This is a genomic window from Ectothiorhodospira mobilis (genome assembly GCF_900114895.1).
Classification (GTDB): domain Bacteria; phylum Pseudomonadota; class Gammaproteobacteria; order Ectothiorhodospirales; family Ectothiorhodospiraceae; genus Ectothiorhodospira; species Ectothiorhodospira mobilis_A.
Genome location: NZ_FOUO01000005.1, coordinates 178,262 through 192,245, shown reverse-complemented (window position 1 = coordinate 192,245; position 13,984 = coordinate 178,262). Strand labels below are relative to the sequence as shown.

Here is a 13,984-nt window from a genome sequence, read left to right as displayed (position 1 = left end):
CATCCTCCGATGATCCCAAACCCCGACCGCCTTCAGGCTCACTTCACGCTGGAATCACGTCCCTCCTTCAGGCTCATGTGTCGTTGGACAAGGCTGGTACTTGAATCCTCCCCCCCGGACCGCTAACATACCCGGCCTTCCGTGATTCAAGTGCACCTGGAGTTCAGGAATGAAGACCTTTAGCGCCAAGCCCGCTGAAGTCAGCCGCGACTGGTACGTGGTGGACGCCTCCGGCAAGACCCTGGGCCGCCTGGCCACCGAACTGGCCCGACGGCTGCGCGGCAAGCACAAGCCGGAGTACACCCCCCACGTGGACACCGGCGACTACATCGTGGTGGTCAACGCCTCCCAGGTGCGCCTCAGCGGCAAGAAAGAATCCGACAAGATGTACTACAAGCACACCGGGTACATCGGTCACATGAAGTCCGCCAGCGCCCAGCAGATCCGCGAGCGGGCCCCCGAGCGGCTCATCGAGATCGCCGTCAAGGGCATGCTGCCCAAGAACCCGCTGGGCCGGGCCATGTTCAAGAAGCTGAAGGTCTACGCCGGCAGCGAACATCGCCACGCCGCCCAGCAGCCCCAGCCGCTGGATATCTGAACCCCCCTTGCGCCGCCCCGGGCGGCGCCGGACAGCACAGAGCAGGTCGACACATGGCAACAACCCAGAACTACGGAACCGGACGCCGCAAGAATGCCTCCGCGCGCGTCTTCCTGCGCCCGGGCAAGGGTGACATCTTCGTCAACAACAAGCCCCTGGACGAGTTCTTCGGCCGCGAGACCTCCCGCATGGTGGTGCGCCAGCCCCTGGAAGTCTCCGAGAACGTGGACCGCTTCGACGTGGTCGCCACGGTGAGCGGTGGCGGCGCCAACGGCCAGGCCGGTGCCATCCGCCTGGGCATCGCCCGCGCCCTGGTGGACTACGACGAAAACCTGCGCGGCAAGATGCGGGAGCACGGCTACCTCACCCGCGACGCCCGTGAGGTGGAGCGCAAGAAGGTCGGCCTGCGCAAGGCCCGCCGCGCCACCCAGTACAGCAAGCGCTGATCCGGCCGGCCCCCGTGCATGCACGGGGGCGCCGCCCCGGCCCCAGGGCCGGAATGGACGCCGCGGCCTGGCACCCCTTGCCTCCGGCGCCCGAATACGCTAGGATAAGCGTCCAAAATCAGAGTGTTATTGGGGGATCGTCTAGCGGTAGGACTGCGGACTCTGACTCCGTCAACCCAGGTTCGAATCCTGGTCCCCCAGCCATCCATAGAAAAAGGCCCCCTTGCGGGGCCTTTTTTTATGGATCATTGAGGATTCACCGGGATTCGAACCTGGAAGGTTCGACGCGTAATCTCAAGGTAGTCTTTCAGGGCAAGTTCATCCCGACGACTCATATCGCCCGAGCCTCTTGGAGTACCTGCCGTCTCCACCGGTCCGGCAGTGCACCGGGGGTCAGCACATCCACCTCCACCCCCAGGAGTTCGGTCAGTTCTGAGCGAATGGCGCCCACATCGAAGAGGGAGGTTTCTTCCGTGGTGTCGATGAGGATGTCCAGGTCGCTTTCATCCGTATCCAGTCCATGGAGGACAGAACCGAAGATGCGTGGATTTTTGGCACGATGGCGCTCCACGATCTGCCGTATGGCATCGCGGTGCGGTGGATATGCGCTGGATGGCCTCATACAGAGAACCCGGTTGGTACTCGGATAGGCCAATCTTTAGGGTATCAAGTACCTGCCGTCAATCACGCAGGCGTTTGAGCCGCGCATTGCGGCACATGAATCGAACGAAGGGTGGGCACCCGGATGACGGATGCCCGGCTGGCGGGTTCCGTAGGGAACAGGGAAGGTTCGACGCGGGGCGCGCGTTGAGTTGTGGGGTGGGGCGGGGTCTTGTATCGTCTGCCCCATGCTCTCCCTCACCGAGACCCCCGCGCTCATGCCCCCGGGCCTGGGCGAGGCCATGGACCTGATCCCGGAGGCCTTCCTCATCTTCGACCGGGATCACCGGGTGGTGGCCGCCAACACGGCGGCCGCGGCGCTGCTCTCCCGGTCCCGGGAGGCCCTGCTGGGGCGGGGCTGCCAGGAGATCCTGCACGGCCGCCCGGGGCCCTCCTGTTCGGGGCCGGAGCGCTGCCCCCTGGAGGCCGGACACACCGCCGGCCCCGGCGTCCTGGTGGAAGCGGCGGGCGGGGCGCGGCTGCGGCTGCGCATCACCGCCTCCCCGGCGGGCTGGACCGGGGTCTTCCTGCAGCCCGAGGGCCACGCCCGGGAGGCCGGCGATGACATCTCCCTGGTGGGGCATTCCGCGGCCCTGCGCGGCCTCATGGACATGGTGGAGCGGGTGGCGGCCACCCAGGCCACCGTGCTCCTGCTGGGGGAGAGCGGCGTGGGCAAGGAACGGGTGGCGGAGTACCTGCACCGCCGTTCCCGCCGCGCCGGGGGGGCCCTGGTGGTGGTGGACTGCTCCACCCTGGGGGAGTCCCTCATCGAGGCGGAGCTGTTCGGCTACGAGAAGGGGGCCTTCACCGGCGCGGACCGGCGCAAGACCGGCCTGTTCGAGGCCGCCCACGGCGGCACCCTGTTCATCGACGAGGTGGGGGAGATGCCCCTGGCCCTGCAGAGCAAGCTGCTGCGCGCCCTGGAGACCTCCCGCATCCGCCGCGTGGGCGGCACCGGGTACATCGACGTGGACGTGCGCGTCGTGGCCGCCACCCACCGGGACCTGGCCGCCATGGTGGGGGAGGGGGGCTTCCGTCAGGACCTCTACTACCGCCTCTCCGCCTTCCCCGTGCGCATCCCCCCCCTGCGGGAGCGCCCCGAGGACATCCTGCCCCTGGCGGAACACTTCCTGCGCCAGGCGGACGGCGGCGCCCGCCATCTCCCCCTGGAGGGGGCCGTGGCCGCGGCCCTGCAGGGCCACGACTACCCCGGCAACGTGCGCGAGCTCAAGAACATGGTCACCCGCGCCGCCATCCTGGCCGGGGACGGCCCCCTGCGCCCGGAGCACTTCGCCATGCCGGAGGCGGATGGCGGCGGTGCGGCCCCCGCCCGCCGCGGCCGCCTGGACCCGGGGCGCATCCGCGCCGCCCTGGCCGCCTGCGACGGCCACCGGGGCGAGGCGGCCCGGCGCCTGGGGGTGAGCGAGCGCACCCTGTACCGCTACCTGCGGCGTCTCGAAGGCGGGGGGTGATCCCCCGCGGGGCGGTTCGTCGCCCAGGCGGTTCATCCGGGGCTGCAGGAAGACCGGGGTGCGAACCCGATCCCCGCTCCCCCAGGCCCGGGCGCCCCCCGTGGCGATGCCGTCCCGCGCCCCATCCTGGCCGGGCCCTGACGTGTGGTTTTTGCAACACCCGGGCGTGATGTCATGTCGTTGTCATGACAGTGGCATCCGTGCTGTCAGGGGTGTGGTCTTTTTGCACGATTCATTTCAATGGCTTGGCTTATGGCACGGCTCCTGCATTCGTTGTATATGGCTGACACATCCGAGCCATCCATAACAACACTCTGCAGAGGATCAACAACCATGAAAAAGACGGTACTCGCATTCGCCGTAGCCGCCGCCGTGGCCGCCCCCGCCGCCATGGCCGACACCACCCTGTACGGCCGCATGAACCTGTCCCTGGACTTCGTGGACAACGATGCGGACTCTTCCCATCAGCTGGCCTCCAACTCCTCCCGCCTGGGCGTGCGCGGTTCCGAGGAACTGGGTATGGGCCTGAAGGGCATCTACCAGATCGAGGCCGGTCTCTACAGCAGCGATGCTGATACCGATGGAGACGGAGTGAATGATGAAAGCCAGACTTTCGGCAACTCCGACCTGACCGCCCGCAACACCTACCTGGGCCTGGCCGGCGGCTTCGGTGAGCTGCGTCTCGGCAAGCACGACAGCGCCTACAAGACCGCCACCCTGCCCCTGAACTTCTTCGCCGACACCCTGGGCGACATGCACCATATCGCCGGGCAGTTTGATGGCGCAGACTTTAGCTTCTACAACCGCGATGACAACACCATCGTCTACATGAGCCCGAACCTGGACGGCATGCGCTTCCTGGCCAACTACACCACGGACAAGGACGACGACACCCCGGACGCCGACGCCAACGATCGCAATGCCATGTCCCTGGCCGGCACCTTCGAACAGGGCCCCATGTACCTGGCCGTGGCCTACCAGCAGCAGAACGAGTACAACACTGCGCGTGACGCCGATGCCACCGGCTGGAAGGTGGGCGGCACCTACGACCTGGGGGGCTTCACCCTGGCGGCCATGTACGAGAACCTGGACTCCGATCAGGATGCCTATGGTGATCGGGACATGTTCCACCTGGGCGGCAAGTACGCCATGGGCCAGGCCTACCTGATGGCCTCCTACTCCATGGCCGATGAGAACGACATGGACGAAACCGGGGCCGACATGTACGCCCTGGGCGCCGGCTACAACCTGTCCCAGCGCACCAACATGTACGCCACCTACGCCCAGGTGTCCAATGACGATGCCGCTGAATATGCCTTCACCGGTTCCGGCAAGGGCAAGGATGTGGCAGCCTCTGCGCCTGGCGCCGAGGTCTCCGGCTTCCAGGTGGGCGTGGCTCACAACTTCTAAGAAATCGGCTCCCAAGCCGACGTCTTGGCCGCTTCGCCGCCCCGGCGGCGGAGGGCCTTGCCTTGAAGGGCGCGATGCGGGGTCTCCCGCTCGCGCCCTTTTTCTATTGCGGTTTCCATTGCGGCGGGGGGTGCCGCCGTTTGCTGCGCTGCGGTGTAGCTGCCCGCGCCGGTTCCGGGGCTATAACCCCATGAAATGCATGTGAATTTTCCATGGCGAACGCGGGGGTTGACTTGTTCGCCGGGGGCGGTGCTGTTACCCTCCCAAGTTCCCTTCGCAATCCTCCCCGCATCTATGACCTCCACCACCCGCATCCGCGAGATCCCCTACAACTACACCTCCTACTCCGACCGGGAGATCGTCATCCGGTTTCTCGGCGAGTCCATGTGGGACGTGCTCAACACCCTGCGCGCCCAGCGGCGCACCGGCGTGTCCGCCCGCATGCTGTTCGAGGTGCTGGGGGATATGTGGGTGGTGACGCGCAATCCCTATATCCAGGACGACCTGCTGGCGGACAAGAAGCGCCTGAGCAATCTCATCGGCGCCATGGACCACCGCATCGACCAGATCGTGGCCCGGGCCGACGGCAACGAGAAGGCCCTGGAGCTGGCCCAGGCGGCGCGCCAGGCGGTGCGCCGCTTCGAGGCCTGGTTCCCCGAGCAGCAGGCCCTGCGGGAGCGGGTGCGGCGCCGGCTCATGCGCCACACCGCCCGGGACAACATCGGCTTCGACGGCCTGGCCCGGGTGTCCCATGTCACCGACGCCACCGACTGGCGCGTGGAACTGCCCTTCGTGGTCATCACCCCCGACACCGAGGAGGAGATGGCCCAGGTGGTGGCCGCCTGCCTGGAGCTGGGGCTGACGGTGATCCCCCGGGGCGGCGGCACCGGCTACACCGGCAGCGGCGTGCCCCTGACCCCCGACGCGGCGGTGATCAACACCGAGAAGCTGGACTGGGTGGGCGAGGTGGAGTTCCGCGAGCTGCCCGGCCTGGAACAGCCGGTGCCCACGGTGCACACCGGCGCCGGGGCGGTGAACCGGCGCATCTCCGAGGCGGCCCTGCGGGGTGGCCATGTCTTCGCCGTGGACCCCACCTCCCAGGACGCCTCCACCGCCGGTGGCAACATCGCCATGAACGCCGGCGGCAAGAAGGCGGTGCAGTGGGGCACCGCCCTGGACAACCTGGCCTCCTGGCGCATGGTGACCCCCGACGCCCGCTGGATCGAGGTGGAGCGGGTGAACCACAACCTGGGCAAGATCCACGACCAGGAGGAGGTGACCTTCCGCGTCACCCGCTACCAGGCGGACGGCCGCACCCCCGAGGGGGAGCCGCAGGTGATCACCTTCCCCGGCCGCGCCTGCCGCCGGGAGGGGCTGGGCAAGGACGTGACCGACAAGCGCCTGTTCGATCTCCCCGGGGTGCAGAAGGAGGGCTGCGACGGCCTCATCACCTCGGCGGTGTTCGTGGTGCACCGCATGGCCTCCCACCTGCGCACGGTGTGCCTGGAGTTCTACGGCCCGGACCTGCACCAGGCGGTGCCCGCCATCGTGGAGATCAAGAACGACCTGGAGGCCGATGAGAAGGTGCAGCTCACGGGGCTGGAGCACCTGGACGACCGCTACGTGCGCGCCGTGCGCTACACCCCCAAGGGCTCCCGCCGGGAGCGGCCCAAGATGCTGCTCATGGCCGACCTGGCCTCGGACGACGAGCAGGCCGTGGCGGATGCCGCCGCCCGGGTGGTGCGCATGGCCAACGCCCGCAACGGCGACGGTTTCATCGCCGTGAGCCCCGAGGCGCGCCGCCGCTTCTGGGAGGAGCGCTCCCGCACCGCCGCCATCGCCGCCCACACCAACGCCTTCAAGATCAACGAGGACGTGGTCATCCCCCTGGAGCGCCTGGGGGAATACAGCGAGGGCATCGAGCGCATCAACATCCACCAGTCCCTCACCAACAAGCTGCGCATGGCCGAGGAGATCCTGGAGTGCCTGGACGCGGACCGCCAGGCCCTGGTGGCCAAGCTGGGCCTGGACAACGACGAGGCGCGCCACTGGTTCGAGAAGCGCCGCCAGGCCGCCGAGGCCCATGTGCTGCAGGTGCGCGACCGCTGGCGCCGCATCCTGGAGCACCTGGAGACGGACGCCACCCAGGTGGATGAGCTGCTGGACGACACGGCCCGCCAGGCGCGGCGCCCCGGGGACCGGCTGGTGCAGCTCATCCTGCGCCATGACCTGGTGATCTCCTACCGCCGCGAGCTGGAGGCCCCGCTGTTCGAGATCTTCGATGGCCGCGACCTGGACGCCGTGCGCCAGCGCATCCAGGCGATCCACGACCGGGTGCTCACCAGCCGCCTTTTCGTGGCCCTGCACATGCACGCCGGGGATGGCAACGTGCACACCAACATCCCGGTGAACTCCAACGACTACGCCATGATGCACGAGGCCGAACGCATCGTGGGGCAGGTGATGGACCTGGCCCGCAGCCTCGGCGGCGTCATCACCGGCGAGCACGGCGTGGGGCTCACCAAGATGCAGTACCTGGACCCGGAGGTGGTGGAGGCCTTCGCCGACTACAAGCGCCGGGTGGACCCGGACAACCGCTTCAACCGCGGCAAGCTCATGGCGGGCTCCGGCCTGGCCATGGCCTACACCCCCTCCCTTCGCCTGGTGGAGGAGGAGGCCCTGATCCTGGAGCAGAGCGAGCTGGGGGCCCTGAACGACGACATCCGCGACTGCCTGCGCTGCGGCAAGTGCAAGCCGGTGTGCAGCACCCACGTGCCCCGGGCCAACCTGCTGTACTCGCCGCGCAACAAGATCCTGGCCACCGGGCTCATCATCGAGGCCTTCCTCTACGAGGAGCAGACCCGCCGCGGCCTGTCCTTCCGCCACTTCGACGAGCTCAATGAGGTGGCCGACCACTGCACCGTCTGCCACAAGTGCCTGCCGCCGTGCCCGGTGAACATCGATTTCGGCGACGTCACCGCGCGCATGCGCACCATCCTCAAGGACCAGCACAAGCGCCGCAGCAGCATGGCCGCCAGGGTCTCCATGACCTACCTGAACATCCAGGACCCGCGGGCGGTGCATGTGATGCACAAGGCCCTGGTGCAGTGGGGCTTTGCCGCCCAGCGCATGGGCCATGCCCTGTTCCGGCGCGTGGGCCTCAAGGGACCGGCCATCCCCCCCGCCACCACCCGCCGCCGGCCGCTGCATGAGCAGGTCATCCACATGATGAACAAGCCCCTGCCGGCGGACGTGCCCGCCCAGACCACCCGCACCCTGCTGGGGCTGGACGATCCCAGCCACGTGGCCATCGTGCGCGATCCGGCGCAGATGGAGGACAACGGCGAGGCGGTGTTCTACTTCCCCGGCTGCGGTTCCGAGCGCCTGTTCAGCCAGGTGGCCCTGGCCTCCCTGGCCATGCTCTACCGCACCGGCGCGCAGACGGTCCTGCCCCCGGGCTACCTGTGCTGCGGCTATCCCCAGGAGGCCTCCGGGGAGGCGAAGAAGGCCCGGGAGATCGAGACCGCCAACCGCGTGCTCTTCCACCGCGTGGCCAACACCCTCAACTACCTGGACATCAAGACGGTGATCGTCTCCTGCGGCACCTGCATGGATCAGCTGCTGAAGTACGAGTTCGAGCGCATCTTCCCCGGCTGCCGCCTGCTGGACATCCACGAATACCTGCTGGAGAAGGGGGTGACCCTGGAAGGGGTGGAAGGGCGTCAGTATCTCTATCACGACCCCTGCCACAGCCCCATGAAGACCCACGATCCCCTGAAGGTGGCCAACGCCCTCATGGGCCAGCCGGTGGTCCACTCCGACCGTTGCTGCGGCGAGGCGGGCACCTTCGCCATGAACCGCCCGGACGTGGCCACCCAGGTGCGCTTCCGCAAGCAGGAGGAGATCACCCAGGGGGTGACCCAGCTCACCGGCGAGGCGGTGGCGGAGCCGGGGCAGGTGAAGATCCTCACCGCCTGCCCCGCCTGCCAGCAGGGGCTGGCCCGCTACGGCGAGGAGACCGGCGTGGGCACCGACTACATCGTGGTGGAGATGGCCGAGGCCCTCCTGGGGGCGGACTGGCAGCGCCGGTTCATCGACCAGGCCCGCCGCGAGGGTATCGAGAAGGTGCTGCTGTAAGCCCCCCTGGGCCGCCGCGGCCGGGATCCGCGCACACGTGGCGTGGATCCCCGGCCCGGCACATGGGGCCTAGAAGTGGGGCCTAGAGCCGGTGGATCAGCCACAGCAGCAGCGACACCACCGCGCTCACCACCAGGGAGGTGGTGAGGGGGAAGTAGAAGGTGAAGCCGTCCCGCTGCATGAGCAGGTCCCCCGGCAGGCGCCCCAGGCCCAGCCGCGCAAGCCACGGCCAGGCCAGGCCCGCCAGGAGGAGCAGGACGCCCAGGGCGATCAGGATCCGGGCCATGGCGCGTGTCCTCCCACCGGCCGCGGGCCTACCTCAGGGTGCGTACCCCGTCGGGGCCCGCGAGGAGGAGCACGTCCGCCGGGCGGCGGGCGAAGATGCCCACGGTGACCATCCCGGCGATCTGGTTCAGGGTGGTCTCCATCTCCACCGGGTTGCTGATGCGCAGGTTGTGCACGTCCAGGATGATGTTGCCGTTGTCCGTGGTAAAGCCCTGGCGCAGCTCGGGCTGCCCCCCCAGCTTGAGGATCTCCCGGGCCACGTAGCTGCGAGCCATGGGGATCACCTCCACCGGCAGGGGGAAGGCCCCCAGCACGTCCACCCGCTTGGATTCGTCGGCGATGCAGACGAAGGTCTCGCTGGCGGCGGCCACGATCTTCTCCCGGGTGAGGGCGCCGCCGCCCCCCTTGGTCAGGTGCAGGTGTTCCGTGGCCTCGTCGGCCCCGTCCACGTACAGGGGCAGGGTGCCGGTGCTGTTCAGGTCCATCACCTGGATGCCGTGCCCCCGCAGGCGCTGGGCGCTGGCCTCGGAGGAGGCCACGGCGCCCTCGATGCGGTTCTTCATGCCGGCCAGCAGGTCGATGAAATGGTTGGCCGTGGAGCCGGTGCCCACGCCCACGATCATGCCGTCTTCCACGTATTCCAGGGCCGCTTCGGCGGCGGCCTTCTTCATCTCGTCCGCGTTGCTCATGGGGTTTCTCCTCTGGTTCGATGGGCATTCTACGCGCAGCGGCGGGGCGGGGTCATCACCGCTTGCGGCTGGGGAAGCGCGGGCGGTATCTTGATTCCATGACCTATCCCTATCTGCAGAAGATCCTCACCGCCCGCGTCTACGACGTGGCCCGCGAAACCCCCCTGGACCCCATGCCCACCCTCTCGCGCCGCCTGGGCAACCAGGTGCTGCTCAAGCGCGAGGACCTGCAGCCGGTGTTCTCCTTCAAACTGCGGGGGGCCTACAACAAGATCGTGCAGCTGCCGCCGGAGGTGCGCGCCCGCGGGGTGATCGCCGCCTCCGCCGGCAACCATGCCCAGGGGGTGGCCCTCTCCGCCCGCCGCCTGGGCATCCCGGCGGTGATCGTCATGCCCCGCACCACCCCCTCCATCAAGGTGGATGCGGTGCGCGCCCTGGGGGGGGAGGCCATCCTGCACGGCGATTCCTACGACGAGGCCTACCGGCTCACCCAGGAGCTGGTGGCGGAGAACGGTTACACCTTCATCCACCCCTTCGACGAGCCGGAGGTGATCGCCGGGCAGGGGACCGTGGCCATGGAGCTGTTGCGCCAGCACCCGGACCCGCTGGACGCCGTCTTCGTGGGCGTGGGGGGCGGCGGTATCCTCGGCGGCATGGCCGCCTACATCAAGGCCCTGCGCCCGGACATCCGCGTCATCGGCGTGGAGCCGGACGATGCCCCCTGCATGCAGCAGGCCCTGGAGAAGAAGCGCCGCGTGGTGCTGGATCAGGTGGGGATCTTCGCCGACGGCGCGGCGGTGCGTCAGGCGGGGAAGGAGACCTACCGCCTGGCCCGGGAATACGTGGACGAGATCCTGCTGGTGTCCTCGGACGAGCTCTGCGCCGCCATCAAGGACATCTTCGACGATACCCGGGTGATGGCCGAGCCCGCCGGGGCCCTGGGGGTGGCGGGCCTGAAGAAGTACCTGGAGCGGGAGGGGACCCGCGACGGCCGCTACGCCGCCGTGCTCAGCGGGGCCAACATCAATTTCGACCGCCTGCGCCATGTCACCGAGCGGGCGGAGCTGGGGGAGCACCGGGAGGCCCTGTTCGCCGCCACCATCCCCGAGCGGCCCGGCAGCTTCCGCGCCTTCTGCGAGGCCATCGGCAAGCGCGCCGTCACCGAGTTCAACTACCGCTATGCCGACGACCGCCAGGCCCATGTCTTCGTGGGGGTGCAGTTGAGCGGCGGCGAGGCGGAGGGCAAGGCCCTGCTGGCGGACCTGGAGGACCGCGGCTATCCCATCGTGGACCTGAGCCGCAACGAGATGGCCAAGGCCCACCTGCGCCACATGGTGGGCGGGCATGCCGCCCACGTGGGGGACGAGCGGGTCTACCGCTTCGAGTTCCCGGAGCGGCCGGGGGCGCTGATGAACTTCCTCAGCCACATGGGCCAGGACTGGAACATCAGCCTGTTCCACTACCGCAACCACGGCGCCGCCTACGGCCGGGTGCTGGTGGGGCTGCAGGTGCCCCCCGAGGACAAGGCCCGCTTCAAGCGCTTCCTGAAGGAGCTGGGCTATGTCCATTGGGAGGAGACGGACAACCCGGTCTACCGCCTGTTCCTCGGGCCCGAAAACGGGGCCGTGCCGGAGCTCAGTCCCGTGGGGTCTCCAGGGAGAGGATGAAGTCCCATTCCTGCGGGGACACCGGCAGCACGGAGAGGCGGTTGCCGCGGCGCACCAGGGGCATGGCGGACAGTTCCGGGGCCTGCTTCAGTTCGCTCAGGGGGATGATCCGCCCCAGGCGCCGCTCGAAGGCCACGTCCACGCGGAACCAGCGGGGGTTCTCGGGGGTGCTGCGGGGGTCGTGGTAGCGGTGCCCGGGGGTCCAGGCGGTGTCGTCGGGGTAGCCCCCGCGGGCGATGCGCATGATCCCCGCGATGCCGGGCACCTTGCAGTTGGAGTGATAGAGGAAGGCCAGGTCCCCCGCCTGCATCTCGTCCCGCAGCAGGTTGCGGGCCTGGTAGTTGCGCACCCCCTCCCAGGGTTCCACCCCCACCCGTTCCAGGTCGTCGATGCCAAAGACCTCGGGTTCGGACTTCATCAGCCAGTGTCTCATGGGGCCCCCTGCGGGCCGTCCTCGTCCCCCCGGGACCAGAGGATCAGCTCCCGTTCCGTGGCCACGGCGTCCAGGGACACGTCCCAGGGGGCGTGGGGCAGGGCCGCCACCTCCTGGAAGCCGTAGGCCAGGCCCAGGAGCCGCGGCCGGTGCCAGCAGCGCTGGCGGTTGAGATGGGCGAAGGTGGTGTCGTAGAAGCCGCCGCCCATGCCCAGGCGGTGGCCGGCCCGGTCGAAGCCCACCAGGGGGGCGATCACCAGGTCCAGGTGCCGCGCCGGCCGCCGCCGGCGCGCCCGCACCGGCGGTTCGGGGATACCGAAGCGGTTGCGTACCAGTCGGTCCCCCGGTTGCCAGGGCATGAACCACAGCAGGCGCGGATGGCGCGGGGCCAGCACCGGCAGGTAGATCTGCTTGCCGGCGGAGCGGGCCGCCTGCATCAACGGGCCGGGGTCCACCTCCCCCCGGTCCGGGAGATAGAAGGCGATATGCCGGGCGGCGGTGAACAGGCGGTGATGGCGTACCCGCGCCGCCACCTGCCAGGCCAGCGCCCGGCGCTCCCGGGCGGAGAGGGCGAGGCGTTGCCGTCTCAGGTCGCGTCGCAGGGCATGGCGCGGTGTCTGCATGGCGGGATCAGGGATGCATGGGCAGGGGAGTGCGGGGACTGCCCCGAAGAAAGAAGGGCCGGCCTGTTGGGGCCGGCCCTGGGGGTAAGGAGGACACGCTCCGCATGTGCCGTGGCAGACCTTCGACCTTGAACCAGCGGTTCAAGTGGGTGCCTACGCGATGGATCCAGGCTTTCCGCACGCGGGCGGACATGCACAACACCATCGCAGTTCGGCTCCCGGGGTAGTTCATTAGGCTCAAGGATAAACCCCGGCCGCACACGTACACCGCAGAGGTGCCCAAACTCGTCAAACTCGAAGCCTCGGGCCATCCGTGCCGTCGCCCGCCTCAGCCGGCGGTTTCCCGGTCCTGCTGCCGGGCCAGTGCGGCATCGATGCGTTGCCGCAGTTGCTGCATGCGCTCTTCCGTGCGCGCCTGCCGGCCCTTCATGGCCAGCAGTTCGTGGGTGAGGTTCAGCGCCGCCATGACGGCGATACGATCTCCCCCCACCACCTTGCCGGTGTCCCGGATCTCCTTCATGCGCCGGTCCAGCAGGTCGGCGGAGGCCACCAGGGCGCTGCGCTCGTCCTCCGGGCAGGCGATGCGGTAGTCCTTGCCCAGGATCTGCACCGTCACCGGTTCGGTGGCCCGCTCGCTCACGAGGCCTGCTCCATGGAGCGCAGGCGGCTGATCATGGATTCCACCTTGATGCGCGCCTGTTCGCCCCGTTCCGACAGTACCGCCCGCTCGGAGCGCAGCTGTTCGTTCTCCTGCCGCAGCAGGCGGTTCTCCTCCTGCAGGCGGTCGCAGAACTGCACCAGCGCCTCCACCCGGGATTCCAGCTCCCGCAGTGTCTGTTCGGCGGGATCGTTGTGGGGCGCCTCCGTCATGGGGCCAATATAGGCCCGTCCGGCGGGGGGCGTCAACGGCCCCGGGCAGGGCGTGCGGGTGCCCCGCCGGGGCGCATGGGCAGGGGGGGAGCGGCGGTGTTAGACTGGCCCCAAACCCGCCCCGCCCCTGTGAGTCCCGCGCCATGATGCCTGGTTACGAAGCCGTCGAAGACAGCCTGCGCGCCGCCGGTGCCGCCGCCGGCGCCGCCGAGGTCCACGGCACCCTCTGCGGCCTGCTCACCGCCAATCTGGGTTCCGGCGCCGGGGCCTGGCTGCGGGAGGTCCTGCCCCAGGCCGGCGAGGGGCAGGAAACACCCGCGCCGCCGCAGGCCCTGTCGGCCCTGTTCGAGGCCACCCGCACCCAACTGGCGGATGCCCTCTTGAGCTTCGACCTGCTGCTGCCCTCCGATGACAGCGACCTGGAACGGCGGGTGGAGGCCCTGGGGCTGTGGTGCCAGGGCTTCCTCTACGGCCTGGCCCTGGCCGGTGTGGGGGAACCCCGCACTTTGCCTGAGGACTCCGCGGAGATCGTCCGCGATCTGTCCGAGATCGCCCGCACGGGCTTCTCCCTGGATGACGAGGAGGCGGACGAGGCCGCCTTCCAGGAGATCCACGAGTACGTGCGCGTGGGCGTGCTGCTGGTGAGCGAGGAACTCCAGCCCCTGAAGGGGCCCTCCGGGCTGCACTGAGCCCG

General features: G+C 69.0%; 14 protein-coding genes, 1 tRNA gene and 1 other RNA gene. 8 read left to right on the top strand and 8 right to left on the bottom strand.

Annotated features, from left to right (window positions below):
- The first annotated feature begins 169 nt into the window (after positions 1–169).
- From rplM to BM214_RS05865, 3 genes are all read left to right on the top strand, one after another.
- On the top strand, positions 170–598 hold the full coding sequence (gene rplM, locus BM214_RS05875) for a 50S ribosomal protein L13 (RefSeq protein WP_090484459.1): 429 nt from the start codon (positions 170–172) through the stop codon (positions 596–598).
- Positions 599–651: 53 nt separating this feature from the next.
- Entirely contained in the window at positions 652–1,044 is a 393-nt protein-coding gene (gene rpsI / locus BM214_RS05870) for a 30S ribosomal protein S9 (RefSeq protein ID WP_090484457.1), read from the top strand.
- 130 nt (positions 1,045–1,174) lie between these two features.
- Positions 1,175–1,248, top strand: a tRNA-Gln gene (locus BM214_RS05865).
- Between the two features lie 127 nt (positions 1,249–1,375).
- On the opposite strand, the gene BM214_RS05860 is transcribed toward BM214_RS05865, so the two are convergent.
- Positions 1,376–1,666: a nucleotidyltransferase family protein gene (locus tag BM214_RS05860; RefSeq protein ID WP_090484455.1), complete on the bottom strand. Its 291-nt coding sequence runs from the start codon at positions 1,664–1,666 to the stop codon at positions 1,376–1,378.
- A gap of 226 nt (positions 1,667–1,892) precedes the next feature.
- On the opposite strand from BM214_RS05860, the gene BM214_RS05855 reads away from it, so the two are divergent.
- The 3 genes from BM214_RS05855 (at position 1,893) to BM214_RS05845 (ending at position 8,723) form a co-directional block, all read left to right on the top strand.
- Positions 1,893–3,176 carry a sigma-54 interaction domain-containing protein gene (locus BM214_RS05855; RefSeq protein WP_090484452.1) on the top strand — a complete coding sequence of 428 codons (1,284 nt, stop codon included), beginning with the start codon at positions 1,893–1,895 and terminating at the stop codon, positions 3,174–3,176.
- 333 nt (positions 3,177–3,509) lie between these two features.
- Positions 3,510–4,586, top strand: a complete 1,077-nt coding sequence (locus tag BM214_RS05850; protein ID WP_177217592.1) for a porin — start codon at positions 3,510–3,512, stop codon at positions 4,584–4,586.
- A 294-nt stretch (positions 4,587–4,880) separates the two neighbouring features.
- A complete protein-coding gene (locus tag BM214_RS05845; RefSeq protein WP_090484449.1) occupies positions 4,881–8,723 on the top strand; it encodes a DUF3683 domain-containing protein in 3,843 nt (1,280 codons plus the stop codon).
- A gap of 82 nt (positions 8,724–8,805) precedes the next feature.
- On the opposite strand, the gene BM214_RS05840 is transcribed toward BM214_RS05845, so the two are convergent.
- Both BM214_RS05840 and rpiA read right to left on the bottom strand, forming a co-directional pair.
- Entirely contained in the window at positions 8,806–9,009 is a 204-nt protein-coding gene (locus tag BM214_RS05840) for a DUF2905 domain-containing protein (RefSeq protein ID WP_090484447.1), read from the bottom strand.
- Between the two features lie 28 nt (positions 9,010–9,037).
- Entirely contained in the window at positions 9,038–9,697 is a 660-nt protein-coding gene (rpiA, locus tag BM214_RS05835) for a ribose-5-phosphate isomerase RpiA (RefSeq protein WP_090484445.1), read from the bottom strand.
- Positions 9,698–9,795: 98 nt separating this feature from the next.
- On the opposite strand from rpiA, the gene ilvA reads away from it, so the two are divergent.
- A complete protein-coding gene (gene ilvA / locus BM214_RS05830) occupies positions 9,796–11,364 on the top strand; it encodes a threonine ammonia-lyase, biosynthetic (RefSeq protein ID WP_090484443.1) in 1,569 nt (522 codons plus the stop codon).
- Here ilvA and BM214_RS05825 read toward each other — a convergent pair.
- From BM214_RS05825 to BM214_RS05805, 5 genes are all read right to left on the bottom strand, one after another.
- The gene (locus BM214_RS05825; RefSeq protein WP_090484441.1) at positions 11,333–11,797 is read right to left on the bottom strand and encodes an EVE domain-containing protein; all 465 of its coding nucleotides are present in this window, start codon (positions 11,795–11,797) and stop codon (positions 11,333–11,335) included. The genes ilvA and BM214_RS05825 overlap by 32 nt on opposite strands.
- Complete coding sequence (locus BM214_RS05820) at positions 11,794–12,420, bottom strand: 5-formyltetrahydrofolate cyclo-ligase (RefSeq protein ID WP_090484438.1); 627 nt, start codon at positions 12,418–12,420, stop codon at positions 11,794–11,796. The genes BM214_RS05825 and BM214_RS05820 overlap by 4 nt, the downstream gene beginning before the upstream one ends.
- A 93-nt stretch (positions 12,421–12,513) precedes the next feature.
- Positions 12,514–12,699: non-coding RNA, 6S RNA (gene ssrS / locus BM214_RS05815), on the bottom strand.
- Positions 12,700–12,748: 49 nt separating this feature from the next.
- Positions 12,749–13,060, bottom strand: coding sequence for a cell division protein ZapA (locus BM214_RS05810; RefSeq protein ID WP_090484436.1), 312 nt, complete (start codon positions 13,058–13,060; stop codon positions 12,749–12,751).
- Positions 13,057–13,290 carry a TIGR02449 family protein gene (locus BM214_RS05805; RefSeq protein ID WP_090484434.1) on the bottom strand — a complete coding sequence of 78 codons (234 nt, stop codon included), beginning with the start codon at positions 13,288–13,290 and terminating at the stop codon, positions 13,057–13,059. Before BM214_RS05805 ends, BM214_RS05810 begins: the two co-directional genes overlap by 4 nt.
- Before the next feature lie 143 nt (positions 13,291–13,433).
- On the opposite strand from BM214_RS05805, the gene BM214_RS05800 reads away from it, so the two are divergent.
- The gene (locus BM214_RS05800) at positions 13,434–13,979 is read left to right on the top strand and encodes a UPF0149 family protein (protein ID WP_090484432.1); all 546 of its coding nucleotides are present in this window, start codon (positions 13,434–13,436) and stop codon (positions 13,977–13,979) included.
- The last annotated feature ends 5 nt before the right edge of the window (positions 13,980–13,984 follow it).

What these genes read in the sequence shown, in the direction of transcription:
- rplM (WP_090484459.1), top strand. Translation starts at nt 170, where the DNA reads ATGAAGACCTTTAGCGCCAAGCCCGCTGAAGTCAGCCGCGACTGGTAC.
- rpsI (WP_090484457.1), top strand. Translation starts at nt 652, where the DNA reads ATGGCAACAACCCAGAACTACGGAACCGGACGCCGCAAGAATGCCTCC.
- BM214_RS05860 (WP_090484455.1), bottom strand. Translation starts at nt 1,666, where the DNA reads ATGAGGCCATCCAGCGCATATCCACCGCACCGCGATGCCATACGGCAG.
- BM214_RS05855 (WP_090484452.1), top strand. Translation starts at nt 1,893, where the DNA reads ATGCTCTCCCTCACCGAGACCCCCGCGCTCATGCCCCCGGGCCTGGGC.
- BM214_RS05850 (WP_177217592.1), top strand. Translation starts at nt 3,510, where the DNA reads ATGAAAAAGACGGTACTCGCATTCGCCGTAGCCGCCGCCGTGGCCGCC.
- BM214_RS05845 (WP_090484449.1), top strand. Translation starts at nt 4,881, where the DNA reads ATGACCTCCACCACCCGCATCCGCGAGATCCCCTACAACTACACCTCC.
- BM214_RS05840 (WP_090484447.1), bottom strand. Translation starts at nt 9,009, where the DNA reads ATGGCCCGGATCCTGATCGCCCTGGGCGTCCTGCTCCTCCTGGCGGGC.
- rpiA (WP_090484445.1), bottom strand. Translation starts at nt 9,697, where the DNA reads ATGAGCAACGCGGACGAGATGAAGAAGGCCGCCGCCGAAGCGGCCCTG.
- ilvA (WP_090484443.1), top strand. Translation starts at nt 9,796, where the DNA reads ATGACCTATCCCTATCTGCAGAAGATCCTCACCGCCCGCGTCTACGAC.
- BM214_RS05825 (WP_090484441.1), bottom strand. Translation starts at nt 11,797, where the DNA reads ATGAGACACTGGCTGATGAAGTCCGAACCCGAGGTCTTTGGCATCGAC.
- BM214_RS05820 (WP_090484438.1), bottom strand. Translation starts at nt 12,420, where the DNA reads ATGCAGACACCGCGCCATGCCCTGCGACGCGACCTGAGACGGCAACGC.
- BM214_RS05805 (WP_090484434.1), bottom strand. Translation starts at nt 13,290, where the DNA reads ATGACGGAGGCGCCCCACAACGATCCCGCCGAACAGACACTGCGGGAG.
- BM214_RS05800 (WP_090484432.1), top strand. Translation starts at nt 13,434, where the DNA reads ATGATGCCTGGTTACGAAGCCGTCGAAGACAGCCTGCGCGCCGCCGGT.